At 48.1% G+C, this 25,851-nt stretch carries 26 protein-coding genes and 1 other RNA gene; 7 read left to right on the top strand and 20 right to left on the bottom strand.

The window, feature by feature from the left end; genetic code table 11:
- Nucleotides 1-5 precede the first annotated feature (5 nt).
- The 12 genes from murG to rsmI all read right to left on the bottom strand — a co-directional run bounded on the left by murG (nucleotide 6) and on the right by rsmI (nucleotide 12,703).
- Nucleotides 6-1,076: an undecaprenyldiphospho-muramoylpentapeptide beta-N-acetylglucosaminyltransferase gene (gene murG / locus L4D06_RS04100; RefSeq protein ID WP_274162916.1), complete on the bottom strand. Its 1,071-nt coding sequence runs from the start codon at nucleotides 1,074-1,076 to the stop codon at nucleotides 6-8.
- On the bottom strand, nucleotides 1,048-2,259 hold the full coding sequence (gene ftsW / locus L4D06_RS04095; protein ID WP_274162917.1) for a cell division protein FtsW: 1,212 nt from the start codon (nucleotides 2,257-2,259) through the stop codon (nucleotides 1,048-1,050). The genes murG and ftsW overlap by 29 nt, the downstream gene beginning before the upstream one ends.
- Nucleotides 2,256-3,614: a UDP-N-acetylmuramoyl-L-alanine--D-glutamate ligase gene (gene murD, locus L4D06_RS04090; protein ID WP_429737943.1), complete on the bottom strand. Its 1,359-nt coding sequence runs from the start codon at nucleotides 3,612-3,614 to the stop codon at nucleotides 2,256-2,258. Before murD ends, ftsW begins: the two co-directional genes overlap by 4 nt.
- Entirely contained in the window at nucleotides 3,615-4,697 is a 1,083-nt protein-coding gene (gene mraY, locus L4D06_RS04085) for a phospho-N-acetylmuramoyl-pentapeptide-transferase (RefSeq protein ID WP_028023094.1), read from the bottom strand.
- Nucleotides 4,691-6,052 (bottom strand): UDP-N-acetylmuramoyl-tripeptide--D-alanyl-D-alanine ligase, encoded by a 1,362-nt coding sequence (locus tag L4D06_RS04080; protein ID WP_429737942.1) that lies wholly within the window; start codon nucleotides 6,050-6,052, stop codon nucleotides 4,691-4,693. Before L4D06_RS04080 ends, mraY begins: the two co-directional genes overlap by 7 nt.
- A complete protein-coding gene (gene murE, locus L4D06_RS04075) occupies nucleotides 6,049-7,536 on the bottom strand; it encodes a UDP-N-acetylmuramoyl-L-alanyl-D-glutamate--2,6-diaminopimelate ligase (RefSeq protein WP_429737941.1) in 1,488 nt (495 codons plus the stop codon). The genes L4D06_RS04080 and murE overlap by 4 nt, the downstream gene beginning before the upstream one ends.
- A complete protein-coding gene (locus tag L4D06_RS04070; RefSeq protein ID WP_274162921.1) occupies nucleotides 7,536-9,287 on the bottom strand; it encodes a penicillin-binding transpeptidase domain-containing protein in 1,752 nt (583 codons plus the stop codon). The genes murE and L4D06_RS04070 overlap by 1 nt, the downstream gene beginning before the upstream one ends.
- A complete protein-coding gene (ftsL, locus tag L4D06_RS04065; RefSeq protein WP_028023098.1) occupies nucleotides 9,287-9,598 on the bottom strand; it encodes a cell division protein FtsL in 312 nt (103 codons plus the stop codon). Before ftsL ends, L4D06_RS04070 begins: the two co-directional genes overlap by 1 nt.
- A complete protein-coding gene (gene rsmH / locus L4D06_RS04060; RefSeq protein WP_274162922.1) occupies nucleotides 9,598-10,551 on the bottom strand; it encodes a 16S rRNA (cytosine(1402)-N(4))-methyltransferase RsmH in 954 nt (317 codons plus the stop codon). Before rsmH ends, ftsL begins: the two co-directional genes overlap by 1 nt.
- Nucleotides 10,552-10,563: 12 nt before the next feature.
- Nucleotides 10,564-11,022 (bottom strand): division/cell wall cluster transcriptional repressor MraZ, encoded by a 459-nt coding sequence (mraZ, locus tag L4D06_RS04055; protein ID WP_028023100.1) that lies wholly within the window; start codon nucleotides 11,020-11,022, stop codon nucleotides 10,564-10,566.
- Nucleotides 11,023-11,308: 286 nt separating this feature from the next.
- Nucleotides 11,309-11,696, bottom strand: an RNA gene (gene rnpB / locus L4D06_RS04050) — RNase P RNA component class A.
- A 146-nt stretch (nucleotides 11,697-11,842) separates the two neighbouring features.
- Entirely contained in the window at nucleotides 11,843-12,703 is an 861-nt protein-coding gene (gene rsmI / locus L4D06_RS04045) for a 16S rRNA (cytidine(1402)-2'-O)-methyltransferase (RefSeq protein ID WP_274162923.1), read from the bottom strand.
- 55 nt (nucleotides 12,704-12,758) lie between these two features.
- On the opposite strand from rsmI, the gene L4D06_RS04040 reads away from it, so the two are divergent.
- Genes L4D06_RS04040 through L4D06_RS04025 form a run of 4 tightly spaced genes read left to right on the top strand, consistent with a single transcriptional unit; the run spans nucleotide 12,759 to nucleotide 16,107 of the window.
- On the top strand, nucleotides 12,759-14,600 hold the full coding sequence (locus tag L4D06_RS04040; RefSeq protein WP_429737940.1) for a penicillin-binding protein activator: 1,842 nt from the start codon (nucleotides 12,759-12,761) through the stop codon (nucleotides 14,598-14,600).
- Entirely contained in the window at nucleotides 14,584-14,946 is a 363-nt protein-coding gene (locus L4D06_RS04035) for a YraN family protein (RefSeq protein ID WP_274162925.1), read from the top strand. Before L4D06_RS04040 ends, L4D06_RS04035 begins: the two co-directional genes overlap by 17 nt.
- A 9-nt stretch (nucleotides 14,947-14,955) precedes the next feature.
- The gene (locus L4D06_RS04030; protein WP_274162926.1) at nucleotides 14,956-15,546 is read left to right on the top strand and encodes a phosphoheptose isomerase; all 591 of its coding nucleotides are present in this window, start codon (nucleotides 14,956-14,958) and stop codon (nucleotides 15,544-15,546) included.
- A gap of 3 nt (nucleotides 15,547-15,549) precedes the next feature.
- A complete protein-coding gene (locus tag L4D06_RS04025; protein WP_274162927.1) occupies nucleotides 15,550-16,107 on the top strand; it encodes a BON domain-containing protein in 558 nt (185 codons plus the stop codon).
- Between the two features lie 45 nt (nucleotides 16,108-16,152).
- Here L4D06_RS04025 and sspB read toward each other — a convergent pair whose 3' ends face one another.
- The 8 genes from sspB to zapE all read right to left on the bottom strand — a co-directional run bounded on the left by sspB (nucleotide 16,153) and on the right by zapE (nucleotide 22,523).
- Nucleotides 16,153-16,650: a ClpXP protease specificity-enhancing factor gene (sspB, locus tag L4D06_RS04020; protein WP_274162928.1), complete on the bottom strand. Its 498-nt coding sequence runs from the start codon at nucleotides 16,648-16,650 to the stop codon at nucleotides 16,153-16,155.
- Nucleotides 16,650-17,285 (bottom strand): stringent starvation protein SspA, encoded by a 636-nt coding sequence (gene sspA / locus L4D06_RS04015; protein WP_028023107.1) that lies wholly within the window; start codon nucleotides 17,283-17,285, stop codon nucleotides 16,650-16,652. Before sspA ends, sspB begins: the two co-directional genes overlap by 1 nt.
- Nucleotides 17,286-17,371: 86 nt before the next feature.
- The gene (locus L4D06_RS04010) at nucleotides 17,372-18,109 is read right to left on the bottom strand and encodes a cytochrome c1 (protein WP_274162929.1); all 738 of its coding nucleotides are present in this window, start codon (nucleotides 18,107-18,109) and stop codon (nucleotides 17,372-17,374) included.
- Entirely contained in the window at nucleotides 18,109-19,371 is a 1,263-nt protein-coding gene (locus L4D06_RS04005; RefSeq protein ID WP_274162930.1) for a cytochrome b, read from the bottom strand. Before L4D06_RS04005 ends, L4D06_RS04010 begins: the two co-directional genes overlap by 1 nt.
- Complete coding sequence (gene petA / locus L4D06_RS04000; RefSeq protein WP_429737939.1) at nucleotides 19,371-19,961, bottom strand: ubiquinol-cytochrome c reductase iron-sulfur subunit; 591 nt, start codon at nucleotides 19,959-19,961, stop codon at nucleotides 19,371-19,373. The genes L4D06_RS04005 and petA overlap by 1 nt, the downstream gene beginning before the upstream one ends.
- 392 nt (nucleotides 19,962-20,353) lie before the next feature.
- Nucleotides 20,354-20,743 (bottom strand): 30S ribosomal protein S9, encoded by a 390-nt coding sequence (gene rpsI / locus L4D06_RS03995; RefSeq protein ID WP_028023111.1) that lies wholly within the window; start codon nucleotides 20,741-20,743, stop codon nucleotides 20,354-20,356.
- A gap of 13 nt (nucleotides 20,744-20,756) precedes the next feature.
- Nucleotides 20,757-21,185, bottom strand: a complete 429-nt coding sequence (gene rplM, locus L4D06_RS03990) for a 50S ribosomal protein L13 (RefSeq protein ID WP_016960771.1) — start codon at nucleotides 21,183-21,185, stop codon at nucleotides 20,757-20,759.
- A gap of 234 nt (nucleotides 21,186-21,419) precedes the next feature.
- Nucleotides 21,420-22,523, bottom strand: coding sequence for a cell division protein ZapE (zapE, locus tag L4D06_RS03985; RefSeq protein WP_429737938.1), 1,104 nt, complete (start codon nucleotides 22,521-22,523; stop codon nucleotides 21,420-21,422).
- 184 nt (nucleotides 22,524-22,707) lie between these two features.
- Here zapE and zapG point away from each other — a divergent pair, with 184 nt between their 5' ends.
- The 3 genes from zapG (at nucleotide 22,708) to degS (ending at nucleotide 25,768) form a co-directional block, all read left to right on the top strand.
- Entirely contained in the window at nucleotides 22,708-23,121 is a 414-nt protein-coding gene (gene zapG, locus L4D06_RS03980) for a Z-ring associated protein ZapG (RefSeq protein ID WP_274162932.1), read from the top strand.
- 87 nt (nucleotides 23,122-23,208) lie between these two features.
- Nucleotides 23,209-24,576 (top strand): Do family serine endopeptidase, encoded by a 1,368-nt coding sequence (locus tag L4D06_RS03975; protein WP_429737937.1) that lies wholly within the window; start codon nucleotides 23,209-23,211, stop codon nucleotides 24,574-24,576.
- A 127-nt stretch (nucleotides 24,577-24,703) separates the two neighbouring features.
- The gene (degS, locus tag L4D06_RS03970; protein WP_274162934.1) at nucleotides 24,704-25,768 is read left to right on the top strand and encodes an outer membrane-stress sensor serine endopeptidase DegS; all 1,065 of its coding nucleotides are present in this window, start codon (nucleotides 24,704-24,706) and stop codon (nucleotides 25,766-25,768) included.
- Nucleotides 25,769-25,851: the final 83 nt, after the last annotated feature.

The following is a 25,851-nucleotide window of genomic DNA, read 5'->3' as shown; positions in this document are numbered from 1 at the left end:
TTCTCTTATTTCGCTACGTCTTTGATGACAGCAGCTACACGCGCTGCCGCATCGGTAATCGCTGCGCGTTTCGCAGCGTGTGCCATTGTCATCAACGACTGTGAATCTAGGTGCTCTAACGCCGATGCTAGCTTTTCAGCGGTCAAATCGGGTTGTTCTATCATGATGGCTGCACCATCTTGTACTAAATGTTCTGCGTTCAATGCCTGTTGGCGGTCTTTATGTTGAAACGGGACAAATATCGACGGAACGCCCGCCGCAGACACTTCAGAAACCGTTAATGCTCCTGAGCGGCAAATCAATACGTCTGCCCAGTCATATGCCTCTGCAACGTCATCAATAAACTCAGTAACATCTGCGTTTTCAATCTTTGCCCGCGCAAAACGATTGAGCGTATCTGCTTGGTTGCCTTTACCCGCTTGATGGCGAACAAACACATCGCGTTTTAGCAATGCCAGTGCCTCTGGCACGGTGTGATTAAGAATGCGAGCGCCTTGACTGCCCCCCATCACGAGAATATTCAGCGGTGTCCCATCTTGATAAGGCACTGCGTCACGCAGTTCGCACACATCTTTTCTTACCGGATTCCCCACCACTTCCGCGTTAGGAAATGCGCCAGGAAACGCTTGCAACACACGCTTAGCAATTTTAGCTAGCCATTGATTGGTTAATCCTGCGACCGCATTCTGTTCATGCAAGACCACAGGAATACCACTCAACCATGCCGCTAAGCCACCTGGACCACTCACATATCCACCCATACCGAGTACGGCATCAGGCTGAAATTGTTGAATATGTTTACGCGCTTGCAGTACGGCATTTATTACCATCCAGGGGGCGAGAAGTTTACGCGCAAAGCCTGAACCACGCAGCCCCTTTACTTCAATAAAGTCGATCTCAATGCCATGTTTAGGCACCAAATCGGCCTCCATTCTGTCTGCGGTGCCTAACCAGCGAATTTTCCAGCCCTGCTGCTGCAGTTCATTGGCAACCGCCAACCCCGGGAAAACATGACCGCCAGTCCCTCCAGCCATCACTAATAATTTCTTATGTTTTCGTTCGTTTTCGTTTTTCATGGGTCACTATTCGTTGGTGCGCCTGAGAGGTCTCTAAACGGTATTCATAATCAATGCGAAGAAGAATGGCGACCGCTGTCGACATAATAAATAAACTAGAACCACCATAACTTACCAGTGGTAAGGTCAAACCTTTCGTTGGCACAATCCCCGCCGCAGCGCCAACATTGACAAGGGCCTGAAACGCAAACCAAATACCGATGCCAAACGCGAGAAACCCACCAAATAGTTGATTAGCCTCAAGACAGCGTTTACCGATAAACAGCGCACGGAAAACCAACGCAAACACCATCAACAGCACCGCAACAACGCCGACTAATCCTAATTCTTCAGCAAGCACAGCAATAACAAAGTCAGTATGCGCTTCGGGCAAGTATTCAAGCTTTTGAATGGAATTGCCCAATCCCTGCCCCCACCAATCTCCTCGACCAAACGCCATAAGAGATTGGGTTAGCTGATAGCCGCTACCAAAGGGGTCTTGCCATGGGTCTAAAAACGACGTGACACGCGCTACGCGGTAAGGCTCCGCGACAATCAGCAAACCCACCAGCCCTAGTCCACTAAAGAGCAGCACGCCAAACTGCCAGAGTTTAGCGCCAGCAATGAACAACATGCCAATGGTGGTCACAAACATGACGACCACAGAGCCCAAATCTGGTTGTAGCAGCAACAAGCCAGCAATAATAACCAACACAGCGAGCGGCTTAAGGAACCCCGTATAGCTTTCTCGTACCTCACCATGTCGGCGAACGAGATAACCTGCGATGAACAAAAAGAGGGACAGTTTCGCCACTTCTGCAGGCTGAAGGTTAATCACACCTAACGGTAGCCAGCGTACCGCGCCGTTAACCGAACGCCCCACCACCAAAACCGCAACCAGCAACCCCAGTGAGATAAACAGCATGGGAATACTGAGTTGTTGCCAACGAGCCAGTGGGATTTGCAACGCCATAGCGGCAATGATTAGCGCACCGATGAGGTACACTCCCTGACGCATCGCAAAATAGAATGGCTGATCAACCAAGCGAGTCGACACTGGAATTGAGGCAGACGAAACCATGATCAGGCCCACCATCATTAATCCAAACGAGAGCCAAACAAGGTGTCTGTCGTACAAAGCAGTGGGCGCTGGTCGCGACAACCAACGCAAGACACGCATGTCTTCCCACTTCGCACTCATCATTCTGCCACTGTCTCCTTGGCGTTATATTCGGTAATGGTTTTGGCATACTCAGCAAACGTATCGCCACGTACCATAAAGTTGGTGAACTGATCGAAACTCGCGCACGCTGGCGATAGCAAAACCATGTCTCCGGATTTTGCCGCCTCTGCAGCGATGTCCATGGCTTGCTGCATGGTTTCAACCACCACAGGTGAAGAGACTAAGTTCGAAAATGCTTGTCTATCTCGACCATAGCAATACAAAGTCACATCCAATGCGGCAAGCACGGGCTTCAATGATGAAAACTCTGCGCCTTTGCCGTCACCCCCAACAAGAAGATGTAGCTTACCGGGCAATTGAAGACCATCCAACGCTGCCAAAGTACTCGCAGGGTTTGTCGCCTTAGAATCGTTGACCCATAAAACACCGCGATGTTCCAATACCTGTTGGCAACGGTGAGGCAAACCACAATATTCGCGCATTGCCTGACATTGCGCCGCTCGGTCAATCCCGACCGCATCGGCGAGCGCCATTGAAGCAAGACAATTAGCCACATTGTGACGACCAACCAAGGCGATGTCGGACACCGCCATAATAGGCTCGCCTTTTGCCGTCAACCACTCAGCACCCTGATGAAGAGTGAGTGTGTACTCACCTTGTGAGAAACCAAAACTTTCAGCGTATTGGTTAGCTGGCGCTTGTGTCTGAATATCATCTTGATTCCATACAGCAAGCTGAGTTTGATCATAGATACGCAGCTTCGCTTGTCGGTAATCATCCATACCGTCATAGCGATCCATGTGGTCTTCTGACAAATTCAAAAATACAGACGCAGTCATGTCGAGTGACGACGTGGTTTCTAATTGAAAGCTAGAGAGTTCCAATACATAGAGATCATGGTCATATGCCAACATATCCAACGCGGCAAAACCTATATTGCCGCCCACACCTACATTCACGCCCGCCGCCTTCGCCATTTCACCGACAAGGCTGGTGACAGTGCTTTTACCGTTGGAGCCGGTAATACCAATCACTGGCGCTGTCACATCCCGCGCAAACAATTCAATATCACCAACAATCTCGATGCCTTTTTCTGCCGCTGCTTTGAGTTCGGGAGTTGCCAATGCAATACCTGGGCTCGCAACGATAAGATCGGCATCAAGAAGCCATGCCATATTCCAACCACCAGCATGAAGATCCACGTTAGGTGGTAGCTTGTCAGCGCCCGGCGGATTATCTCGGGTATCTATGACACGAATGCTTGCGTTATCCGATTTCGTGACCAGATGGTTCACGACAGAGAGCCCCGTCATACCAAGCCCTATCACCACAACGTGCTTGTTCTCAGCGCTTTTGCTCGTGGCGTCAATCTTCATTTAGCGCACCTTCAACGTCGCAAGGCCAATCAGCACAAGCATCAAGGTAATAATCCAAAAACGAACAATCACTCGTGGTTCAGGCCAGCCTTTCAACTCATAGTGATGATGGATAGGTGCCATGCGGAAAATACGTTGTCCGCGCAGTTTGTAAGAACCCACCTGCAAAATCACAGACAAGGTTTCCATCACAAACACACCGCCCATGATCACAAGCAAGAATTCTTGACGTACCAACACAGCAATAGTGCCTAGCGCGCCACCCAGTGCAAGTGAGCCCACATCGCCCATAAAGACTTGTGCTGGATAGGTGTTAAACCATAAAAATCCCAGGCCAGCGCCGACAATCGCCGCACAAACCACCACCAGTTCACCCGCATCTTTGATATAAGGGATATGCAGGTATTCGGCGAAGTTAACGTTGCCTGTTGCCCACGCGATGAATGCAAAGCCACTCGCGACCATCACAGTCGGCATAATGGCAAGGCCATCCAGACCATCGGTTAGATTAACCGCGTTGCTAGTGCCAACAATCACGAAGTAGGTAAACACTACATAAAACAGGCCCAGCTGCGGCATCACATCTTTAAAGAAAGGCACAACTAGCTGAGTAGCGGCGGTATCTTTGCCGTAAGCATACAGCGCAAACGCAACGACCAAAGCGATGGCAGATTGCCAGAAGTACTTCCAACGAGCGATAAGACCATCGGTGTTCTTACGCACTACTTTGCGATAATCATCGACAAAACCAATGGCGCCATAACCTAAAGTGACAAACAACACCGCCCAAACATACGGGTTGGACAAATCAGCCCACAGCAGCACAGTGACGGTAATCGCAGTGAGGATCATCAATCCGCCCATTGTGGGCGTTCCGCGCTTGCTGAAGTGAGATTCAGGGCCTTCGTTGCGCACCACCTGACCAATCTGCAACATCTGCAAACGGGCGATCAATCGCGGTCCCATCCAAAGGGAAAGCACCAAAGCGGTCAACACACTGAGAATGGCGCGAAATGTCAGGTAATCAAATAGCCTGAAGAAGGGAATGTGCTGGGCAAGAATATCCGATAGCCAATCTAGCATGACGCGCTCTCCTCGATTGCTGCTACCACTTCTGACATTTTCATTCCGTTGGCCCCTTTGACCAAAACGGATACTTCACGTTTTGTTTTCATGAGTTCTACTACATGCGCCATCAGGGCGTCTTTGTTTTCAAAATGTTGACCACCGCAACGAGCACTGATGGCTTCGCTGGCTGGCCCATGAGTGATCACGGTTTGAATGGAGGCTTGGCTAAGATGGTCTGCCACTTCTTGGTGTACCGCAGCAGAGTGTTCTCCCATCTCTCCCATGTCGGCTAAAACGATAACCTTATCGCCCGCAAAGCTATCTAGTAAATCAATAGCGGCTTTCATGGCGGCAAGGCTGGCGTTGTAACTGTCGTCGATTAGGCGAAGTCCCGGACGCGGGAAGCTTATCGCGCCTCTGCCCTTAACAGGCGACACGGAAGCGAGACCACGCGCCACATCATCCATGGTGACACCATCAACATTCAGTGCCGCTATGGTTGCCAATATCGCGTTCGCGACATTATGTTGTCCGGGTAAATTCACAAACAACGGATAAACACCCTCGTTCGTCACTAAATCAAACTCGAAACAACCGTTGTCAGTTTGTCGAATATTCTCAGCTCGGTAGTCAGCATCTTTTCCTGAAACCGTCATGGTAAGCAACTGCTTACTTTTCAGTGCGTCACCCCAACGTTCACCACCGAAACTATCGAGGTTAACAATCGCCAGCGCGCCATCTTCCAGACCTTCGAAGATTTCGCCTTTGGCTTTAGCCACACCGTCTAGCGAACCGAAACCTTCAAGATGGGCGGCCGCTAAGTTCGTCACCATCGCAATGTCTGGCTTAACCAACTGTGTGGTATAAGCAATTTCTCCGATGTGATTCGCACCCAGCTCAATCACAGCAAATGTGTCTGAAGGCGTTAAACGCAGCAAGGTTAAAGGTACACCGATGTCGTTATTGAAATTACCCGCGGTATACAAGGTTTGCCCTTGTTGAGATAAAATCGCCGCCAACATTTCTTTTACCGTGGTTTTGCCACAACTGCCTGTTAGCGCAATGGTTTTCACATCGCACTGGGCTTTAACCCAAGCACCAAGTTGACCCAATGCCAGTTTGGTGTCTTTAACCACCAACTGTGGCAAGTCAGAGTCTACTGGTGTCGATACCAACAATGCAGAAGCACCATTGGCTTTTGCGGTATCGATAAAGTCATGCGCATCGAAACGCTCACCCACCAGCGCCACAAACAGAGCGCCTTCACCGAGTGAACGTGTATCGGTTGATACGGCATTGATGATGACGTCTTCACCTTGCAGGTCAGCCGCTAAAACAGACTGCAACGTTTGCAGCGAAACCGGGATCATCCCTTTACCTCCAGCAGATCGCGAACCGTTTCACGATCGGAATAATGAACTGTACCTGTGGCCAATACTTGGTAGTCTTCGTGGCCTTTCCCGGCAACCAGAATCACATCATCTTCTGACGCGTTTTCAAAAGCATAGCGACACGCTTCCGCGCGGTCATGAAGAATAACGGCTTTCTCTGGCGAGGCCATGCCCTTGAGCATATCGGCAACAATGCTTTCTGGAGGTTCCGAGCGAGGATTATCGTCCGTTAAAATGGCGACATCGGCGAGACGCTCTGCAATCTCAGCCATCATTGGACGTTTGCCCGTGTCTCTGTCGCCACCACAACCAAACAGACACCACAACTTACCGTCGCAATGACGGCGCAGTGCATGAAGTGCTTTTTCTAGGGCGTCGGGCGTATGAGCATAATCAACAACTAACATGGGTTTGTCAGCGTGATGAAAGACTTCCATTCGACCGATAACGGCTTGAAGTTGTGGGGCGACATCCAGAAGAGTGGCTTTGTCGTACCCCAGACCGAGCAATGTTGCCAAGCTCAGTAGCAAATTCATCACATTGAATTCACCCACCAAAGGCGCAGTGAATTCTCCTTCCCCCCACGATGAGGAGAAAGCGATGGTCACACCACTGGTCGCATAGGTCACATCCGTCAACCAGAGTTTTTTGCCTTGATGGGCACTGACTGTATGTTCTGACATAGAGACAGCAACGGCTTCAGGCATATTTCGCACCCAATCCGCGCCAATAGGATCATCTACATTAATCACTGGCACTGGTGAGCCATAATGCGTAAACAAACGCAGTTTGGCCTCAGCGTAGGCTTCCATCGTGCCATGATAATCAAGGTGATCACGGCTGAGATTGGTGAAGATCGCCGCATCGAAAGAGACAGCTTTCACGCGATCTTGCACTAAACCATGCGAAGACACTTCCATTGCCACATGGGTCGCCCCTTGACCTTTAAACTGTGCGAGTTGCTGCTGGATATCCAACGCACTGCCCGTGGTATTTAACGCGGCTTCGAGTGACGACAGGAAACCGTTCCCTGTTGTCCCCATAACCGCTGCTTTCCCACCTAACAAATCAATCCACTGGGCAATCAACTGGCTGACTGTTGTCTTACCGTTTGTGCCGGTAATACCGATCGTCGTCATCGCAAGGCTTGGTGCCTGATAAAAGCGTGCGGCGATATCTGATAACGTAGATTTTAGGTGGGGAAAAGCCACTACAGGAACATCAGCGTGGAGTGAAACCCCAAACTGCCCGCTGGTATCGCCTTCATCGGCAATAATCGCGACAGCACCTGCGGCAATAGCGTCAGGAATATAACGACGCGCGTCCAAGCTATGCCCTTGAACGGCAACAAACACATCACCATGAACTATCTGGCGATTGTCCAGTTTCAAACCGGAAATTTTGATATCTGGCGCAGCGTCAAACCACGGCGCTAGAAGTTCTTTAAAGCTGGTATTCGGCATCAGTTTTGCCTGTCCGTTTTAGCAATCTGTAACGAGGGTTGCTGAGCGTCCGGTGCAATATTTAATATCTGCAACGCGCTCTTCATTACGTCTGAAAACACAGGGGCCGCAACCTGACCACCGTAGTATTTGTCGCCTTGCGGTTCATTGATCACAACCACGATAGCGATGCGCGGATTGCTGATAGGTGCGATCCCCGCTGTATAACCAATATATTCATCACCATAGCCGCCGGCGACAGCCACTTTTGCTGTACCGGTTTTAGCACCAACACGATAGCCTTCCACCGCGGCTCTTCTCGCACTGCCACCTTCCTGGGTAACGGCTTCAAGCATGTCTAGCACCTTGCGGGTGTTTTCACGGGAAGCAACTTGCTTGCCCGGCACAACCGCTTCGGTTTTCAAAATCGACAGCGGGCGATTTACACCTAATCCACCAAGAACGGCATAGGCGCGAACCAATTGCGCAGGGGTAATAGATAATCCGTAACCAAACGAAAGCGTCGCACGCTCAAAGTCAGACCAACGACGGCGGTTAGGGTATAAGCCGAATGACTCACCAATCAGGTTCACGCCAGTAGCATCACCAATGCCAAAACTGCTGTAAAGGCCAAGCAAGGCTTCAACTGGCATAGAGAGCGAAAGTTTACTGACGCCGATATTACTGGATTTTTGAAGAATTTTTCGAAGGTCGGCCTTGCCCGCTTTGGACACATCACGCACTCGTGCACCACCAATGGACATCACGCCATTGCCGGTATCAATGATAGTGTTTTCATCTGCAACGCCATTCTCAAGCGCAGCCAATACCACCAAAGGTTTGATGGTTGAACCCGGCTCAAAAACGTCTGTGATAGCGCGGTTACGCATTTTAAAACTTTTGAGATCAGCGCGATTATTAGGGTTGTATGACGGGGCATTGACCATGGCTAACACTTCGCCAGTGCGCACATCCACCATCACTAACGATCCCGATGTTGCTCGATAGTCTGCAACCGCTTGCTTGATGGCGCGATAGGAAATGGCTTGAAGGCGTTGATCGATGCTCAACTGCAGCGGCTTACCTTCTTCTTTGGCTTCCAAAGATATGTTTTCCACCACACGACCGTATCTGTCTTTGCGCACGGTGCGACGACCTGGTTCACCACTAAGCCAACCATCATAGCCTCGCTCAATGCCTTCTAGGCCGCGACCATCGATACCAGTGACGCCAACTAAGTGAGCACTAACCTCTCCGGTTGGATAAAAACGGCGAGATTCATCGTTCATACCAATGCCCGGCAGTTTCAGCCCTGCCACATAATTGGCGACAGCAGGGCCAACTTGGCGCTGAAGATAGATGAAGCGCTTATTGCGGTTCTTTTCAATGCGAGTGAGCATCTTCTCACGATCTAGCCCCAGTACATCAGCTAGCGCATACCAGCGATCTTTTTCTTTCAGGCCCCCGTTTTTATAAACGGTGACGGGGTCAACGTAGACCGCTTCAACAGGCACACTTACTGCCAGAGATTCATCATTTCTGTCAGTGATCATACCGCGGGAAGAATGGAGGGCTTTGACGCGAACAGAACGCAAATCGCCTTCATAACGAAGGCGATCAGGCTCTATCACTTGAATATAAGCAGCACGAGATATCAGGGCAACCAAAGCGAAAGAAATACACACGCAAACCGTCACGAAACGCCACTTAATCAGTGTTGGCGCTGGCTTCTTGGCGCGTTGATTCGTTGGTTTGTTCTTTCCCTTAAACACTATTGACTCACTATGATTTCACGTCTGCTGTCAGGACGAATCATGTCCTGATCATTCCGTGCCATGGACTCGACACGGCTATGTTCCGATAATGCATGTTCTTCGAGGATCTGATTTCGCCACTCAACCTCAAGCCTTTCTCGCTCCATCAATAACCGATCTTGATGGGCAATTTCAGTGCGTGTTTTTTGCGTAACATACACCACAGATAATGCGGAAAGCAGCACCAGTACCAGCAACACCAATGGCACCTTACCCACAGTGGTAAGGTCATGAAATATTTGCTTAGTCAGACCCGGTGCGCGTTCCATTAGTCACCTAATTTTTCAGCTACTCGCAACACTGAACTGCGAGAACGTGTATTGTCTGAAACTTCACCATCGCTTGGTTTAAGTGCTTTGCCTACAGGCTTCATCTTTGCACTGCCCAATGCACGAATTTGCTCTTCTGTCAGCGGCAAACCATGAGGCACAGTTGGCCCCTTGCTTTGTTTACGAATAAATTGCTTCACCAAGCGATCTTCCAAAGAATGGAAGCTAATCACCGATAAACGCCCTTCCGGCGCAAGGATGTTCAATGCACCTTGCAATGCGGTTTCGATTTCATCCAACTCGCTGTTGATGTAAATACGAATTGCCTGGAAGCTGCGCGTCGCTGGGTGTTTTTTTCTGTCTCTCGACGGAGCGACATTAGCAATCAGCTTGGCCAGTTGCAGCGTGCGAGTCAGAGGCTCTTTTTCCTCATCTTCACGATGTTCAACAATGGCGCGAGCAATACGCTTAGCGAAACGCTCTTCACCAAAGACTTTCAATACCCACGCAATATCATCTGCGTCAGCTTCTTGAAGCCATTGAGCTGCTGAAATACCGGATGTTGGGTCCATGCGCATGTCCAACGGACCGTCACGCATAAAGCTGAAACCACGCTCTGCATCATCAAGTTGAGGCGATGAAACGCCTAGATCCAACAAAACACCATTGATCTTTCCGCTCAAACCTAGCTCTTCAACATATTGCTGAATACCAGAGAAAGGGCCTTGAATGATATTAAAACGCGGATCATCAATGTTGCCCGCTTCAGCAATCGCCTGAGGATCACGATCAATACTGTAAAGACGAGAATTCTCATCTAAACGTGACAAGATCTCGCGGGTGTGACCACCACGTCCAAACGTACCATCGATATAAATACCGTTAGGCTTGAGAGCTAGACCCTCAATGGATTCGTGGAGAAGGACGGAAATATGTGAAAACTGCTCTGACATAATCTTGGGTACCTAAAGCGAGAAATTGTTGAGCCTTTCACTCAACGCTTCCGCTGATTCGGCTTGAATTTGAATATCTTGGTCGATCTGCTCTTGCCATTTGTCGCTGTTCCACAGTTCAAACTTGTTCAACTGTCCAACTAACATGGCTTTCCCGTTCAACCCCGCGTAATCACGCAGCGTTGGGGCAATCAGAATTCGACCCTGTCCGTCCATCTCGCACTCAAACGCATGCCCGAGCAACAAACGTTGCAATCGACGCTCTGCAGGATTGAGACTAGAAAGACGGGAAAGTTTGGCTTCAATCCGTTCCCACTCAGGTAGCGGATAAAGCAGCAGGCATGGTAACTGATGATCAATGGTGCATACAAACACGCCATCGCATAGCGCATCAAGTTCTTCTCGATATCGCTTTGGCAATGCTACCCGACCTTTTCCGTCGAGAGAAATGGCGCTCACCCCTCTCAACATGTCATTTAATTCCCTTTCCCACCAGAATAACCCACTTTATTCCACAATTTCCCACTAAGAAGTGTAAGTATCAGGCAAAAAGAAAGTCAAGCAACCCTGCTGGGCGACATAGGTCACAGTTTCGTGAACCATATTTTATTTCAACAGCTTGTCGTTGATTACAGCCATGCTGTTTTTTTAACCGTACGCCATGCTAGCGACGATATTCGTGATTTAGCGGAAGCTAAAACACTTTTTCCTATCTTTAAAACTAAAGAAGGCGAGCTAATGCTCGCCTTCTGGGTATTAAGTGAGTCGGCCTGTAAGCCGGGTTCTGTACCGTAAAAACGGTGGTAACCATTCGTCTAGGCCTGCAATCGCTCACAGGCTCAAGCAACCTACCCGTCCCCAACGCGGGCCGCGCCATTAGGGACCTATTTGGTCTTGCTCCGGGTGGAGTTTACCGTGCCACGAACTGTTGCCAGACGCGCGGTGCGCTCTTACCGCACCCTTTCACCCTTACCTGTGAATACTATAAATAGTAAACCATCGGCGGTTTGCTCTCTGTTGCACTGGTCGTAGGCTTGCGCCCCCCAGGCGTTACCTGGCACCCTGCCCTGTGGAGCCCGGACTTTCCTCCCCCCCGTCAGTCTCCCAAAGGACATCAACGAAGCAGCGGTTACCCAGCCAACTCAGGCGGCGGATTATATAGAAGTCTCTATACCCGAGCAACCTCAAGACGCGCTTATCCGCAAATTTAAAAGCCCAAATAAGTACATTTACCTATAATCGGCGCATTAAAAACCATTTATAGGTACTGAACACGGTATAACGGCTCTTGCTAACCGAGGTTTTCTAAGCCCCACTTGTACAAGGCATTCTTTTTCACGCTATAAAGTTCAGCAGCAATCGCCGCCGCTTTCTTCAACGGTAATTCTTTCGCGATCAAGGTAACAGCATTGGTTGCTTCAATCGGCAAATCGTCTTTCTCAGCGCGATGACCTGCAATCAACAAAACCATTTCGCCACGAATGCGGTTACTGTCTTGTCCCAACCATTCAACCAATTCACCTAACGGCGCACCATGAATGGTTTCATAAGTCTTTGTCAGTTCGCGAGCCAACACCACTTGGCGCTCAGTGCCAAGCACGGCAAGCATGTCTTCCAGCGTATCGGTGATACGGTGTGGTGATTCATAGAAAATCATGGTTCGCGGATCTTGGGCAATCTCAGTAAACTTATCGCGTCGACCTTTACTCTTTGGCGGCAAGAAACCCTCAAAGCTGAAGCGATCAGATGGCAAACCCGACGCACTTAGTGCGGTGATCACCGCGCAAGGACCGGGCAGGGGCACAACTTTAACACCCGCCTGACGACAACGAGTCACTAAGTGGTAACCTGGATCAGAGATCAACGGCGTGCCAGCATCGGAGACCAAAGCAATCGACTGACCATTGACCAGTTTTTCTATCAAGAAATCCGCTTTTTGTTGTTCATTATGGTCATGAAGCGCAAAAGTTCGGGTCGTGATACTAAAATGGGACAAAAGTCTGCCAGTGTGGCGGGTATCCTCGGCAGCAATGATGTCAACCTGCTGCAATATTTCCAGTGCACGCTGGGTGATGTCTCCCAGGTTTCCGATCGGTGTCGGCACGATATATAAAGTTGAGACGTCAACCACGGTTGAAGTTTCATCAGTCATTTGTTTCACAACCCTTCGGCGATTAATATAGAGGGCAACAAGTTACGGACAGAAGATGTTCATGCGTAAAATAACCCATAAGTGCAAAAGTGTATCACGAGTTATCTCTCCAATCGCCCTAGCATTGGTGCTTTCGGCGTGTCAAACAACGCCACCGGTTGAGCAAGGGCCTCAATATGACATCACAGCGCCTGCGCGTGAGTCATCAACGTTCTACTTGCTAAAAGCTGAAACCACGACGGGTGAAGAAAAAGCAGATTGGTATTTGCTTGCTTTGAAAGCCCTTATTGCCGAACAGCAATTTTCGCAAGCCGATGTTTTAGTGAGCCGAATCGCAAAAATGCCACTAACGAATTTGCAGCTTTCTGAGTGGCAACTTGGACGTGCACAACTTTTGGCGCAAAAAGGCAACGCACAAGCAGCGGTAGATAGCCTCAATTTCTTGCCAACATGGCAATTGCCCGCCATTCAACTTGAGCGCTACTACATCCTAAAAGGCGAACTCTATCAGCAAGTGGGGAATAAAGCGGGTGCCGCCCTATCCTATGCTGAAGCGTCGCCTTATCTCACTGACAGCTATGATAAGCAGCAAAACTGGAACCGAGTGTGGGATCTCTTGGTACAAATGCCACAGTCTGATCTCAATGCCCTCGCTGCTAGTGGCAACCAAACCTTGGTGGGATGGATTGAACTCGTTGATACCCTTCGTCGTTTCGCAGGGCGCCCAGCTCAACAGCAAGAAGCACTGAATCAATGGCTAACAGCAAACCCATCACACCCTGCAAATCAGTATTTACCAGAGAATTTGGCGACATTGCAGGCAATGGAGATCACTCGCCCAGACCGCATTGGCGTTATGTTACCCCTAAGCGACAAATTTGCCACCCAAGGTGAAGCTATTCGCAACGGCATCCTGCAAGCTTTATTGGACGATAGCTCCGGTAACACTGTGCCTTCAGTGATGTTTTATGACACGAATGCCATGCCTATGATGGATATCGTCAATACCATGCGCGCAGATGGTATTCAGTTTGTCATTGGCCCATTGCAAAAAGACAAGGTCGATGACTTCCTCACGAAAAGCGCAAATAGCATTCCCACATTGGCATTGAATATTCCCCTCAATGAAGATGGCGAAGCCAATACTTGCTTTTTCACCTTGTCGCCAGAACAAGAAGCGGAACAGGCAGCACTGCACATTGCCCAAAATATGCATGAGTTTCCTTTGGTTATCGCACCAGATAACCGTTTCGGTCGCCGAGTGAGTGATGCATTCTCGAAGCAATGGGAAGCCGAAACAGGCGAGCCCGCTGAAGTCGAGTTTTTTAAAAATCGTTCAGCAATGCAAAAAACGGTGAAACGTGTATTTGGTTTAACAGAAAGCCAAGGCCGTATTCAGCAAATGAACCAATTGCTTGGCTTGGACATGGAATCAGAGCAACGCAGTCGTCGTGATGTAGACTCCGTGTACTTGGTGGCGAATGCCGGCGAACTCACACTGCTCAAGCCCTTCATTGAAGTGGCAATCAACCCTGATGTTAAGCCTCCGAAACTCTACGCAAGTTCACGCAGTAACAATCGAGTGAACGGCGTTGGCGAAATTGGAGAGCTTCGTGGCATTGAGTTTAGTGATGTTCCTTTGCTTGTCGAACCCAACGACCCGACCGCTGCCCGTTTCAACCAACTTTGGCCTGAACTCGACAACGGAATGACTCGCCTATATGCCTTAGGTATGGATGCTTATGCCCTCATCGAAGCGCTCCCTCAAATGCAAGCCTTACCTGAGTATCGCTATGAAGGACATTCCGGAGAGCTATCTCTCGGTGACTATTGTACCGTGAACCGCTCTGTGTCTTGGGCAGTGTTTGGAGACCAAGGGATTGTTTCAGTTAAATAAAAAACAAACTGGCGATCTCTACGAACAACAAGCCTGCCGTTATTTAGAACGGCAGGGTTTGGTCACCTTGGATAAAAATGCCCGCTTTAAAGTGGGCGAATTAGACCTTGTCATGCGCCACGGCACCTGCATCGTATTTGTGGAGGTTAAATTTCGCAAACAGTCGGCTTTCGGTGGCGCAGCAGTAACTATTTCTCATCAAAAACAACAACGTCTACTCAAATCAGCTTATCTCTGGCTTGCTAAACAAGGGCTTTCCGCGACCCACGCCGAATTTCGCTTTGATGCTGTGGCTTTTGAAGGTGATGTAAACTCTGTAAACTGGATGAAGAATATATATATTTAAGGGTAATCAATGCTAGACAGCATCAAAGAGAGCTTCACCGAAAGCATCCAAACTCAGATCGCAGCCGCTGAAGCACTGCCAGAGCCAATTTCAAAAGCCGCAATGGTCATGGTTCAATGCTTGTTAAACGGCAACAAGATCCTTTGTTGCGGTAACGGTGGCTCTGCAGCAAATGCCCAACACTTTGCTTCATGCCTGCTTAATCGCTTTGAAACCGAGCGCCCGAGCTTACCCGCCTTAGCGTTGACAGCCGACACTGTCACCTTAACAGCCGTGGCTAACGATTATCACCATGACGAAGTGTTTTCAAAGCAAGTCCGCGCGTTTGGTCAAGCTGGCGATGTACTTTTAGCCCTTTCCACAAGCGGAAACAGCAAAGACATCATCAAGGCCATGGAAGCAGCAGTAACACGAGATATGACCATCGTCGCCTTAACGGGTAAAGATGGTGGTGAAATGGCCGGTTTACTTGGTGAACTTGATGTGGAAATTCGTGTCCCATCGCAACGCACTGCGCGTATTCAAGAAGTTCATCTCGTTACCCTCCATACCCTTTGTGATTTGATTGACCAATTTCTTTTCCCGACACACGGAGAGTAAGCGATGAAGAAGGCACTTTTACTTGCCACGGTATTTGGCTTAAGTGCCTGTTCGGCTATTTATGAGCAGGACACTCGAAACGCCAAAACAGAATGGGCAGACACTCAGCTATCTATGGAAGTTGCAGGAATCGCCAATAAAGCCCCCTATCAAGGCGATACACGCATCAATGCCGTTTCTTACGATGGTAACCTGCTGCTAATAGGACAAGCGAAGACAAGCGCTCTCAAGCAATCTCTTGTTGCAAAAATACGCGAACTTAAGGGTGTTGAAACGGTATACGACCAAATTCGCATTAAAGAACCACTATCATTGGGGGAAGTGAGCAAAGATACTTGGCTGACAACCAAAGTTAAGTCAGCGATCATTGGCAGTAAGAAGCTTAGAAACGTTAATATCAAAGTGTTGTCTGAAGATGGTGAAGTGTTTTTGCTGGGGTACGTCACTCGAGAGCAAGCTAACGAAGCCACAGAGATCACGCGAAATCTAAGCGGTGTCAAGCAGGTCATCAAAGGTTTTCAATACTATGAACAACCTACGACTCCAACCGAAACTGAATAATTCAGTTTGAAAGGATAAGAAAAAAGCAGCCATTGGCTGCTTTTTTTATTTAACGACCGTCAGTGTTGGACGACCTTTGAATCTATTGTCAGGCTCTGAATCTGGCGCAACCTCAGTGGATTCCTCCACATCGGCTTGCCCTGAAATTTCAGTGAGGTTATCACCTTCATGTTCAGTTTCAGGTTCCAGTTCAAGTCGCTCAAGCTCTGCTTCATAAGCAGGTTCAGGATCGAACATGGTACCTGCACCATTCTCTCGTGCATAAATCGCAAGCACTGCATATAGCGGCACCGACACGAGCATAGGTCGACCACCAAAACGCGCATTGAAACAAACTTCATCATTACCAAGATCAAGATTGCCAACGGCTCTTGGCGCAACGTTTAGAACTATTTGACCATCTTGAACGTACTCAAGCGGCACATTCACGTAGGGCAACGTTGCATCAACCACTAAATGTGGCGTCAGATCGTTTTCAACTAACCAGTCGTAAAACGCCCGTAATAAATACGGGCGACGAGGCTTCAAAGTCTCTTCAGTCATTACTGGGCCAGACGCATCTCGCGCTCAGCTTCAGTCAATGAAGCCAAGAATGAATCACGTTCAAATACGCGAGCCATGTAAGTCTTCACTTCTTTCGAACCCGGACCACTAAGCTCGATACCCATGACTGGCAAACGCCATAGCAAAGGTGCCAAGTAGCAATCTACCAAGCTAAACTCTTCGCTCATAAAGAACGGGTACTCTGCAAACACAGGTGCCAGAGCCAACAACTCTTCACGTAGCTGACGGCGAGCCTTATCAGCTTCTTCAGCATTGCCTTTCTCGACTTTCTCAGCCAAGGTGTACCAGTTACGCTCGATACGGTACATCATCAGGCGACTGTTACCACGGGCAACAGGGTAAACCGGCATTAGCGGTGGGTGAGGGAAACGCTCATCCAGGTATTCCATGATGATATTCGCGTTATACAACGCCAATTCACGGTCAACCAACGTCGGTACCGAGTTGTACGGATTCAGATCAAGTAAATCCTCTGGTAGGTTAGTAGGATCAACAAGCTCAATCTCGTAGGTTACACCTTTCTCAGCAAGAACGATGCGAACCTGATGGCTATACATGTCTGATGCGTCAGAATACAACGTCATCACCGAGCGTTTATTGGCAGCAACAGCCATTAACCCCTCCAGAATATTTCATCTATAGAAAAAACAATGGGAGCACCTGCTCCCATTGTGGATCAGCAACTCACTAGATTAACCGATCAGTGAACGTCACGCCAATACTCTTTCTTGAGCAATATGGTCAAGATAAGCAAAACGACAAGGAAGCCAATAACCCAATACCCCATCTGCTGACGTTCCAGTTTATTCGGTTCACCCGAATATTCGAGGAAGTTCACCAAATCGCGTACGGCATCATCGTATTCTTCTGGGCTCAGCTCACCATTACCCAATGATTCGATACCAACAAACTCTTCAACTTGCTGTCCATCGATCAGCACAGATTTGTACTGTTTAACGGGCGTGCCTTGAAGTTCTTCAAGTACATGTGGCATACCAACACTTGGGAACACTGTGTTGTTCACACCAAATGGACGTGATGGGTCTTCATAGAAAGCACGTAAATAGGTATAAATCCAATCCGTACCGCGCACTCGCGCAACAAGTGTTAAGTCAGGAGCTGGGCCACCGAAGAAGGTCGCTGCGTCATCAACCGTAATTGCATTTTTGACCAAATCACCGATTTTTGCGTTTTCGTCAAAAACCAGGTTTGCCATCATCAGATCTTTCGGAATATCAAGATCATCAGCAATACGTTCATAACGCTGATACTGAGTTGCATGACAACCAAAACAGTAGTTCATGAACAACTTAGCGCCGTTTTGCAGTGATGCTTTATCTGACAAATCATTATTTGCCGCATCCAGCGGAACGTTCGACCCTGCAGCCATAGCGAGAGAAGGCAGCAACGCGAACAAAATTACAATCCACTTCTTCATTAGTAGTTCACCCTCTCCGGTAATGGTTTTGTTACTTCGTTTTTGCTGTAGACAAACAACAAAACAAAGAACATGAAATAACCAAAGCTAAAGATTTGTGCCAGCAGCGTGTACAGGCCTGTTGCAGGCAATGTGCCCAACACACCTAAAGCAATGAAGGAGATAACGAACTGAACAATGTTCGCAAGGTGCAATTTACTGCGATAGCGGTAAGAGCGCACTTTACAACGGTCTAGCCAAGGCAAAACAAACAGCACGGCGATGGACAAGCCCATCAATACAACACCCGTTAACTTATCAGGAACCGCACGCAAAATGGCGTAGAACGGTGTGAAGTACCATACAGGTGCAATGTGATCAGGCGTCTTGATTGGATTTGCCGCTTCAAAGTTAGGTGGCTCAAGGAAATAGCCGCCCATTTCTGGATTGAAGAAGATGACGTAAGCAAACAAAATACCGAAACCAGCAACACCAATCAGATCCTTCACCGTACCGTATGGATGGAAAGGAACCGAATCAATGATGTCGTATTTCTTGGTGTAGTACTTGTGGAACGGGAACTGTGTCTCGTAACCTTCGCCTTTAGCGCCCTTAGGCAGCTTAGTTTCAATACCGTCAGGGTTGTTTGAGCCGACTTCATGCAGCGCAAGGATATGCAGCACAACCAGCAACAAAATCACGATTGGCAATGCCACAACGTGTAAGGCAAAGAAACGGTTTAGCGTTGCACCTGAAAGGACAAAGTCACCACGAATCCATAGTGTTAAATCATCACCAATGACAGGGATAGCGCCAAACAGTGAAATGATAACTTGCGCACCCCAGTAAGACATTTGTCCCCATGGTAGCAAGTAACCCATGAAAGCCTCGGCCATCAGAGCTAAGAAAATCAGCATGCCGAACACCCACAGTAACTCACGAGGCTTTTGGTACGAGCCATAAATGAGACCGCGGAACATGTGCAGATATATCACAACGAAAAATGCTGACGCACCCGTAGAGTGCATGTAACGCAATAGCCAGCCGTATTCTACATCACGCATGATGTATTCAATTGATGCAAACGCCCCTTCAGCAGAAGGGTTGTAGCTCATGGTCAGCCAAATGCCTGTCAGTAGCTGGTTAACTAGCACTAGCATGGCAAGGGAGCCAAACAAGTACCAGAAGTTAAAGTTTTTCGGCATCGGGTATTCAGACAAATGCTTTTTGTAAGCATTCATCACGGGCAGGCGTTTCTCGAACCAGTTAAGCAAGTTTTCCATTACGCTGCTCCCTCATCGGCACCTACCAGAATACGTTTATCATTCAGAAATGTATAAGGCGGGACAACCAGATTAAGTGGTGCTGGTACACTCTGGAATACACGACCCGCCATATCAAACTTCGAACCGTGACACGGGCAGAAGAAACCTGATGTGACGCCCTCAACTTGTTCACCAAAACTGTCTGGTAAATATGTTGGGGAGCAACCAAGGTGCGTACACAATCCCACTGCAACAAAAAGCTCAGGCTTAATGGAGCGGTAGGCATTCTTAATATACTCAGGCTGCTGTGGTTCAAGAGATTCAGGATCGCGAAGCTTATCGCCGATCTCATTCAATTGCTGCAAGGCTAGTTCGCTACGACGAACAATCCATACAGGCTTACCCTGCCAAATCACCCTGATTAATTGGCCTTCCTCAATTTTACTAATATCGACTTCGACCGGGGCTCCGGCAGCCTTTGCTTTGGCGCTAGGGTTCCAAGACTTAATAAAAGGTACAGCGACTGCTGCTGCACCCACACCACCAACCACAGCGGTTGATAGAGTCAGGAAACGGCGTCGGCCGGAATTCACTGGCGCATTGCTCATCCAACATTCTCCCATGTGCTCCCGCATGGATTTTTATAACTGTCCTTATGCGTCCCTGGAGCGTACGGCTAACTCAAAAAAGTATTTATTACGTAAACAGCCTATTGATTATCTAAAGATAGCACAGGCATACGTGGCTTAAATGATAAGGAAAACCCCACTTTTTGACAAGATAAAGCTACTTTTTTGTAACAAATGTGAGGTATGCACCGTTTTTTTAACTAACTGCTAAAAAAGAAAAAATTCAGGAAAATATCAATATAAGGAAAGGTGACAGAGGGGAAGGAAGTAGGTGTATTAAACGTGGTAATGATTTGAATTTAGATAATAAAAAGCCTGGCAATAAGCCAGGCTTTTTGATCCATAGTTCCCGAATAATATTCGGAAGCGAATTAACGCTTAGAGAACTGTGGACGACGACGTGCTTTACGTAGACCAACTTTCTTACGTTCAACTTTACGCGCGTCACGAGTGACGAAGCCAGCTGCACGAAGAGCAGGACGAAGAGTCTCATCGTATTCCATCAGTGCACGGGTGATACCGTGACGGATAGCACCAGCTTGACCAGAGATACCACCACCAGAAACAGTGATGTAAAGGTCTAGCTTCTCAGTCATTTCAACCAGCTCAAGCGGCTGACGAACAACCATACAAGCGGTTGGGCGACCGAAGTACTGCTCCAGCTCACGCTTGTTGATTACGATGTTACCGCTGCCCGGCTTGATGAATACACGAGCTGTGGAGCTCTTGCGACGACCAGTGCCGTAGTATTGTTCTGCCATTGTTATAATCCCCTTAGATGTCCAGTACTTGCGGCTGTTGTGCCGCGTGCTTGTGCTCAGCGCCCGCGTAAACTTTCAGTTTACGGAACATTGCACGACCTAGAGGACCACGTGGCAACATACCTTTAACGGCAAGTTCAATGATCATTTCTGGTTTCTTCACTTGCAGCTTATCAAAGCTGATTGACTTGATACCACCAATGTAGCCAGAGTGGCTGTAGTAGATCTTGTCAGTGAATTTCGCACCAGTTACGGTTACTTTGTCCGCATTGATAACTACGATGTAGTCACCAGTGTCAACGTGCGGAGTGTACTCCGGCTTGTGCTTACCACGCAGACGAGATGCGATCTCAGTTGCGATACGGCCCAGAGTTTTACCTTCTGCGTCTACAATATACCAGTCGCGTTTTACGCTTTCTGGTTTAGCAACGAAAGTTTTCATGCTAATAATTACCCGATAATTAAAGATTTCACTTAAGGAGCTTTCGCTCCCACTGTATAAGAGCCCATTCAGCACCCCTTCGAGTGGTGGTTCCCTCGGCCTAAGCCTTTCAACAGTAACGGTGGGTCGCAGGATTATAAGGAAGGGTGGAGAAAAAATCACCTTTTTTTAAAAAAAAGTCGCGACTTTTTCTCTTCGCTTACCTGAAAAATTCATTGGTTAAATGACGTATCGTTACGGAAGGTGCTCTAATGCCAGATAATCATGGCTTTGCATCTCCTTCAAACGCGAACAACAGCGCCTAAATTCAAAAGTTAGCCTTCCGTCGACATACAGTGATTGCAGGGGCACTTCGGCAGAAATGATGAGTTTTACATGTCTTTCGTAAAATTCATCCACCATCGCAATAAATCGCCTCGCAGCATCGTCTTTTGATATATCCATTTGCGGTACATTCGCTAAAAGTACCGTGTGATATAAGCGCGCTAATTCAATATAGTCAGACTGACTTCTGGGACTATCACACAGGGTGGTGAAATCGAACTGCACGACCCCCTCAGCTTCACGGATCGCATGCAGTTTACGATGATTAATCTCGATAGCATGTGCCTCGAAGCAAGGCTCTGTCGCTAACTTATAAAAATAGTCTTTCAAATTTGAGTTTGCGGTATCGTCCAACGGATAATGGTAGATTTCCGCTTGCTCCAAAGTCCGGAGTCGATAATCCGTGCCCGCATCAACATTCACCACATCGCAATGTTGATTAATCAAGGCAATGGCTGGCAAGAAGCGCGCGCGTTGCAAACCATTGCGGTAGAGTTCATCCGGCACGATGTTAGATGTTGCCACTAAACAAATTCCGCGATCGAATAAGGCTTCCATTAAGGTACCGAGGATCATGGCATCGGTAATATCGGACACAAAGAATTCATCGAAGCATAAGATGTGTGCTTCATCTGCCAACTTATCTGCAATCTTTAACAAGGGGTCTTGCTGACCATCCAGTCCTTTGAGTTCATCATGTATACGGTGCATAAAGCGGTGAAAGTGCATACGGATTTTTTTTTCAAACGGCAGACTTTCAAAGAATGTATCGACAAGGTACGTTTTCCCTCGCCCTACGCCTCCCCAAAAATACAATCCCCTCTCAGGCAGAGAAACAGGCTCTGGCTTTTTAAAGAAAGACGTTAAGAAGCTTGGCTTTGATGCAGGCGTATTGGCACGTTTAATCAGACGATGATACAAATCATCCAGCATCATCACAGCATACTTCTGAGATGCATCTTCATAAAAATCTGAGCGTAGTAAGTCTTTTTTGTATTGTTCTAAAGGTGTCATTCCCTGAACCTAACCGTATGCAAGTGACAATAAAGTTGTTCTCAAAATCAATAGTACCACGCGTAACTTTTGCCATGTATAGTAAAACCAGAGCATTAAGGGGTATGCCATTTCCTAATTACTCACCGCTTGACGGAGAGAATTGCTTTAAGTCCAACCTGTTATCAAAAGTTAAGGAGCACTTATGGCTTGGATCAATACACTTGTTTTTGTGATCATCGGCGTTGTCATTGGCTTCATCATCGCCCGTTTGACCATGCGCGAAAACACGCAACAAAAAGATTTAAAGAAAGAACTCGATAAATCTCGCTATGAGCTAGAACAGTATCGCCAAGAGCTTGTTGATCACTTCGCACAAAGTGCAGAGTTACTCGACAACATTTCACGTGACTACAGTAAGCTTTATCAACATATGGCGACGACGTCCACGGAGTTAATGCCAAACCTGCCGGATCAAGACAACCCATTTGCAAAGCGTATTAGTAAATTGTCTGAGGTCACAGAAGACAAAGATACCGAGCAAGGGCCACCTCGAGACTACTCTGATGGTGCATCAGGCCTACTCAAAGACGCTGAAAAAACGAGCAAAGCGAGTTAACTTAGTCGAAAAATTACTCACTATAAGCATTGAACTTTTTTGAACTACCCCCACTCTTAAAACGTACCTATTGAGGGGAGTGTGTATATGAAAAAAAAATCTTTGCTTACATTAAGTGCGCTGACATTAGCGCTTAGTACTACCTTGACGACCTTACCAGTCACGGCAGCACTACCCGCTGCTGTTGCTGGTGAGAGTCTACCTAGCCTCGCACCTATGCTTGAAACTGTTAGCCCGGCGGTTGTCAGCATTTCGGTAGAGGGTAGTCATGTCTCCAAACAACGCATCCCTGAATCTTTTCGCTTCTTCTTTGGTCCTGAGTTCGACGCTGAACAAACCCGAGAGAGACCTTTTCGCGGCCTTGGCTCTGGCGTCATTATTGATGCAGGTAAAGGCTACGTCATCACCAACCACCATGTGATCGATGGCGCCAATAAAATTTTGGTTCAACTCCACGATGGACGTGAATACGATGCCGAATTAATTGGTAGCGATAGCATGTCAGATGTCGCTTTGTTAAAGCTCGAAAAGGCAGATAACCTCACCGAAATTAAGTTTTCTGACTCTGACGGCCTGCGAGTTGGTGATTTTGCTATCGCGATTGGTAACCCTTTCGGGTTGGGGCAAACTGTCACATCAGGGATCATTTCTGCACTAGGCCGTAGCGGCCTAAACCTCGAGAATTTCGAAAACTTCATTCAGACTGACGCTGCAATAAACAGCGGTAACTCAGGTGGCGCGCTCGTCAACCTCAATGGCGAACTCATCGGTATCAATACAGCAATTCTTGGCCCGAATGGCGGAAACGTCGGTATCGGCTTCGCTATCCCCGTGAATATGGTCAAAAATCTTGCTGAGCAAATTCTTGAGTTCGGTGAAGTAAAACGTGGTGTTCTTGGTGTTCAGGGGGGAGAACTCACTTCTGAGCTGGCTGAAGCATTTGGTTACGAGACTAACCATGGCGCCTTTGTTAGCCAAGTTGTCCCTGACTCTGCCGCAGAGAAAGCAGGACTCGAAGCGGGAGACATTATCGTTTCGGTCAACGGCAAAGATATTCGCACTTTTGGCGAGTTACGCGCCAAAGTGGCTACCCTCGGTGCAGGCAAAAAAGTAAAACTCGGCATTATCCGTGACGGTAAAGAAAAAACAGTCACCGCAGAACTAAAAGAAGCCACACTGGCAAAAGCCAATGCTGAAACACTGCATGAAGCGTTAAAAGGTGCCCGACTAGAGAACTTCACTGAAGGCAAACTCAGTGGCGTGCGTGTAGCAAGTGTAGAGAAAGACTCAATTGCTGCTCGATATGGACTCAAAATGGGTGATGTCATTGTTGGCTTAAATCGCGACAAGGTGAAAAACCTCGGTGATTTTCGTAAACAACTTGAAAGCAAGCCCAACGTCCTTGCCTTGAACGTTATTCGTGATGGGGCGAGTATGTACCTCGTCATTCGCTAATTAATTAGCCACAAAACAGGAGCCTGACGCTGTTGGGCTCCATTTCTTCTCCTCGTCAATCTCTACTCTTGTCTACATTTCGATGATATGCTCGTGGTTTTCAATAGTGGCAATTTTGAGGAGTGGCATGCTAGCTTTTTGGGCTCGTTCTGTGGTTTACGGTATCGTCGTGGCCGCCGTTTTACTGCTAACACTTCCTTCATTACGAACCGGTCAATTGGTGACTGACGCAACCCTTGCGCAGTTTGAACCTGAGGCCTCGTTACTTTCTTACAATTACGCCGTCCGTCGAGCCTCCCCCGCTGTTGTTAATATCTATACCCGTCGCTACAGCAGTGAAAACAGGCTCCAGCTCAATGCCGAAGGGCTAGGATCCGGCGTGATCATGAGTGATAAAGGCTACATCGTCACCAACTACCATGTTGTTGCTCGAGCAGACCAAATTATTGTCGCGCTGCAAGATGGTCGAATTAGCACAGCGCAGCTCGTTGGCAAAGACCAGCGTACAGATCTTGCCGTTGTGAAAATCGATCTCGACAGCTTACCCGTGATCCCCTTCAACGAAAGTTATGATCCCGCTGTTGGTGATGTGGTGCTGGCAATTGGCAACCCTTATAACCTTGGACAAACCACCACGTTTGGGATCATTTCTGCTACGGGTCGTCCAGGCATGAGCTTTAACCGTCAGCAAGACTTTCTGCAAACGGATGCTGCGATCAATAAAGGTAACTCTGGCGGCGCCTTGGTCAATAGCCGCGGAGAATTAGTCGGTATTAATACCGCCTCTTTCCAACAAGCGACTGATACTGATACCTATGGTATCTCCTTCGCTATCCCTTATTCGCTGACAGTAAAAATCATGCAAAAACTCATTGCTGATGGACGAGTGATCCGCGGTTACATCGGCGTGGAGGGACGTGAAGTGAATCCCGTTATGGCAAGATTGCTAGATGCGGAGCAATTACGTGGCGTATTGGTCGCAAGCACTGAGCCTAACGGCCCCGCAGATCGATCAGGTCTGAAGGTGAATGATTTGATCATCGAAATTGATAATCAACCCATTGGCAGTTTCCGAAGCGCACTGGATGTCGTAGCGGATAATCGCCCTGGTTCGAAAGTACCATTCAAAGTGATCCGAGAAGGCCAGCCTCTCGAATTGCTCGTCACCATTGGTGAAGAGCCGACGCTTTAACGCTTTTCTGTTCGCTCATCAAATTGCGACGATACAAAAAAGGTCACCTTGCGGTGACCTTTGTCATTTAGCATTCTAAAAAC

The organism is Enterovibrio makurazakiensis (genome assembly GCF_050336585.1).
Taxonomy (GTDB): domain Bacteria; phylum Pseudomonadota; class Gammaproteobacteria; order Enterobacterales; family Vibrionaceae; genus Enterovibrio; species Enterovibrio gelatinilyticus.
This window is presented reverse-complemented; position numbering and strand designations above follow the sequence as displayed.

What these genes read in the sequence shown, in the direction of transcription:
- ftsL (WP_028023098.1), bottom strand. Translation starts at nt 9,598, where the DNA reads ATGGAACGCGCACCGGGTCTGACTAAGCAAATATTTCATGACCTTACC.
- sspA (WP_028023107.1), bottom strand. Translation starts at nt 17,285, where the DNA reads ATGGCTGTTGCTGCCAATAAACGCTCGGTGATGACGTTGTATTCTGAC.
- rplM (WP_016960771.1), bottom strand. Translation starts at nt 21,185, where the DNA reads ATGAAAACTTTCGTTGCTAAACCAGAAAGCGTAAAACGCGACTGGTAT.
- L4D06_RS04025 (WP_274162927.1), top strand. Translation starts at nt 15,550, where the DNA reads ATGAAGAAGGCACTTTTACTTGCCACGGTATTTGGCTTAAGTGCCTGT.
- L4D06_RS04030 (WP_274162926.1), top strand. Translation starts at nt 14,956, where the DNA reads ATGCTAGACAGCATCAAAGAGAGCTTCACCGAAAGCATCCAAACTCAG.
- L4D06_RS04010 (WP_274162929.1), bottom strand. Translation starts at nt 18,109, where the DNA reads ATGAAGAAGTGGATTGTAATTTTGTTCGCGTTGCTGCCTTCTCTCGCT.
- murG (WP_274162916.1), bottom strand. Translation starts at nt 1,076, where the DNA reads ATGAAAAACGAAAACGAACGAAAACATAAGAAATTATTAGTGATGGCT.
- zapG (WP_274162932.1), top strand. Translation starts at nt 22,708, where the DNA reads ATGGCTTGGATCAATACACTTGTTTTTGTGATCATCGGCGTTGTCATT.
- mraZ (WP_028023100.1), bottom strand. Translation starts at nt 11,022, where the DNA reads ATGTTGAGAGGGGTGAGCGCCATTTCTCTCGACGGAAAAGGTCGGGTA.
- sspB (WP_274162928.1), bottom strand. Translation starts at nt 16,650, where the DNA reads ATGACTGAAGAGACTTTGAAGCCTCGTCGCCCGTATTTATTACGGGCG.
- rpsI (WP_028023111.1), bottom strand. Translation starts at nt 20,743, where the DNA reads ATGGCAGAACAATACTACGGCACTGGTCGTCGCAAGAGCTCCACAGCT.
- zapE (WP_429737938.1), bottom strand. Translation starts at nt 22,523, where the DNA reads ATGACACCTTTAGAACAATACAAAAAAGACTTACTACGCTCAGATTTT.
- rsmI (WP_274162923.1), bottom strand. Translation starts at nt 12,703, where the DNA reads ATGACTGATGAAACTTCAACCGTGGTTGACGTCTCAACTTTATATATC.
- degS (WP_274162934.1), top strand. Translation starts at nt 24,704, where the DNA reads ATGCTAGCTTTTTGGGCTCGTTCTGTGGTTTACGGTATCGTCGTGGCC.
- L4D06_RS04005 (WP_274162930.1), bottom strand. Translation starts at nt 19,371, where the DNA reads ATGGAAAACTTGCTTAACTGGTTCGAGAAACGCCTGCCCGTGATGAAT.
- murE (WP_429737941.1), bottom strand. Translation starts at nt 7,536, where the DNA reads ATGCCGAATACCAGCTTTAAAGAACTTCTAGCGCCGTGGTTTGACGCT.
- L4D06_RS03975 (WP_429737937.1), top strand. Translation starts at nt 23,209, where the DNA reads ATGAAAAAAAAATCTTTGCTTACATTAAGTGCGCTGACATTAGCGCTT.
- mraY (WP_028023094.1), bottom strand. Translation starts at nt 4,697, where the DNA reads ATGCTAGATTGGCTATCGGATATTCTTGCCCAGCACATTCCCTTCTTC.
- L4D06_RS04080 (WP_429737942.1), bottom strand. Translation starts at nt 6,052, where the DNA reads ATGATCCCGGTTTCGCTGCAAACGTTGCAGTCTGTTTTAGCGGCTGAC.
- L4D06_RS04040 (WP_429737940.1), top strand. Translation starts at nt 12,759, where the DNA reads ATGTTCATGCGTAAAATAACCCATAAGTGCAAAAGTGTATCACGAGTT.
- petA (WP_429737939.1), bottom strand. Translation starts at nt 19,961, where the DNA reads ATGAGCAATGCGCCAGTGAATTCCGGCCGACGCCGTTTCCTGACTCTA.
- ftsW (WP_274162917.1), bottom strand. Translation starts at nt 2,259, where the DNA reads ATGATGAGTGCGAAGTGGGAAGACATGCGTGTCTTGCGTTGGTTGTCG.
- rsmH (WP_274162922.1), bottom strand. Translation starts at nt 10,551, where the DNA reads ATGTCAGAGCAGTTTTCACATATTTCCGTCCTTCTCCACGAATCCATT.
- murD (WP_429737943.1), bottom strand. Translation starts at nt 3,614, where the DNA reads ATGAAGATTGACGCCACGAGCAAAAGCGCTGAGAACAAGCACGTTGTG.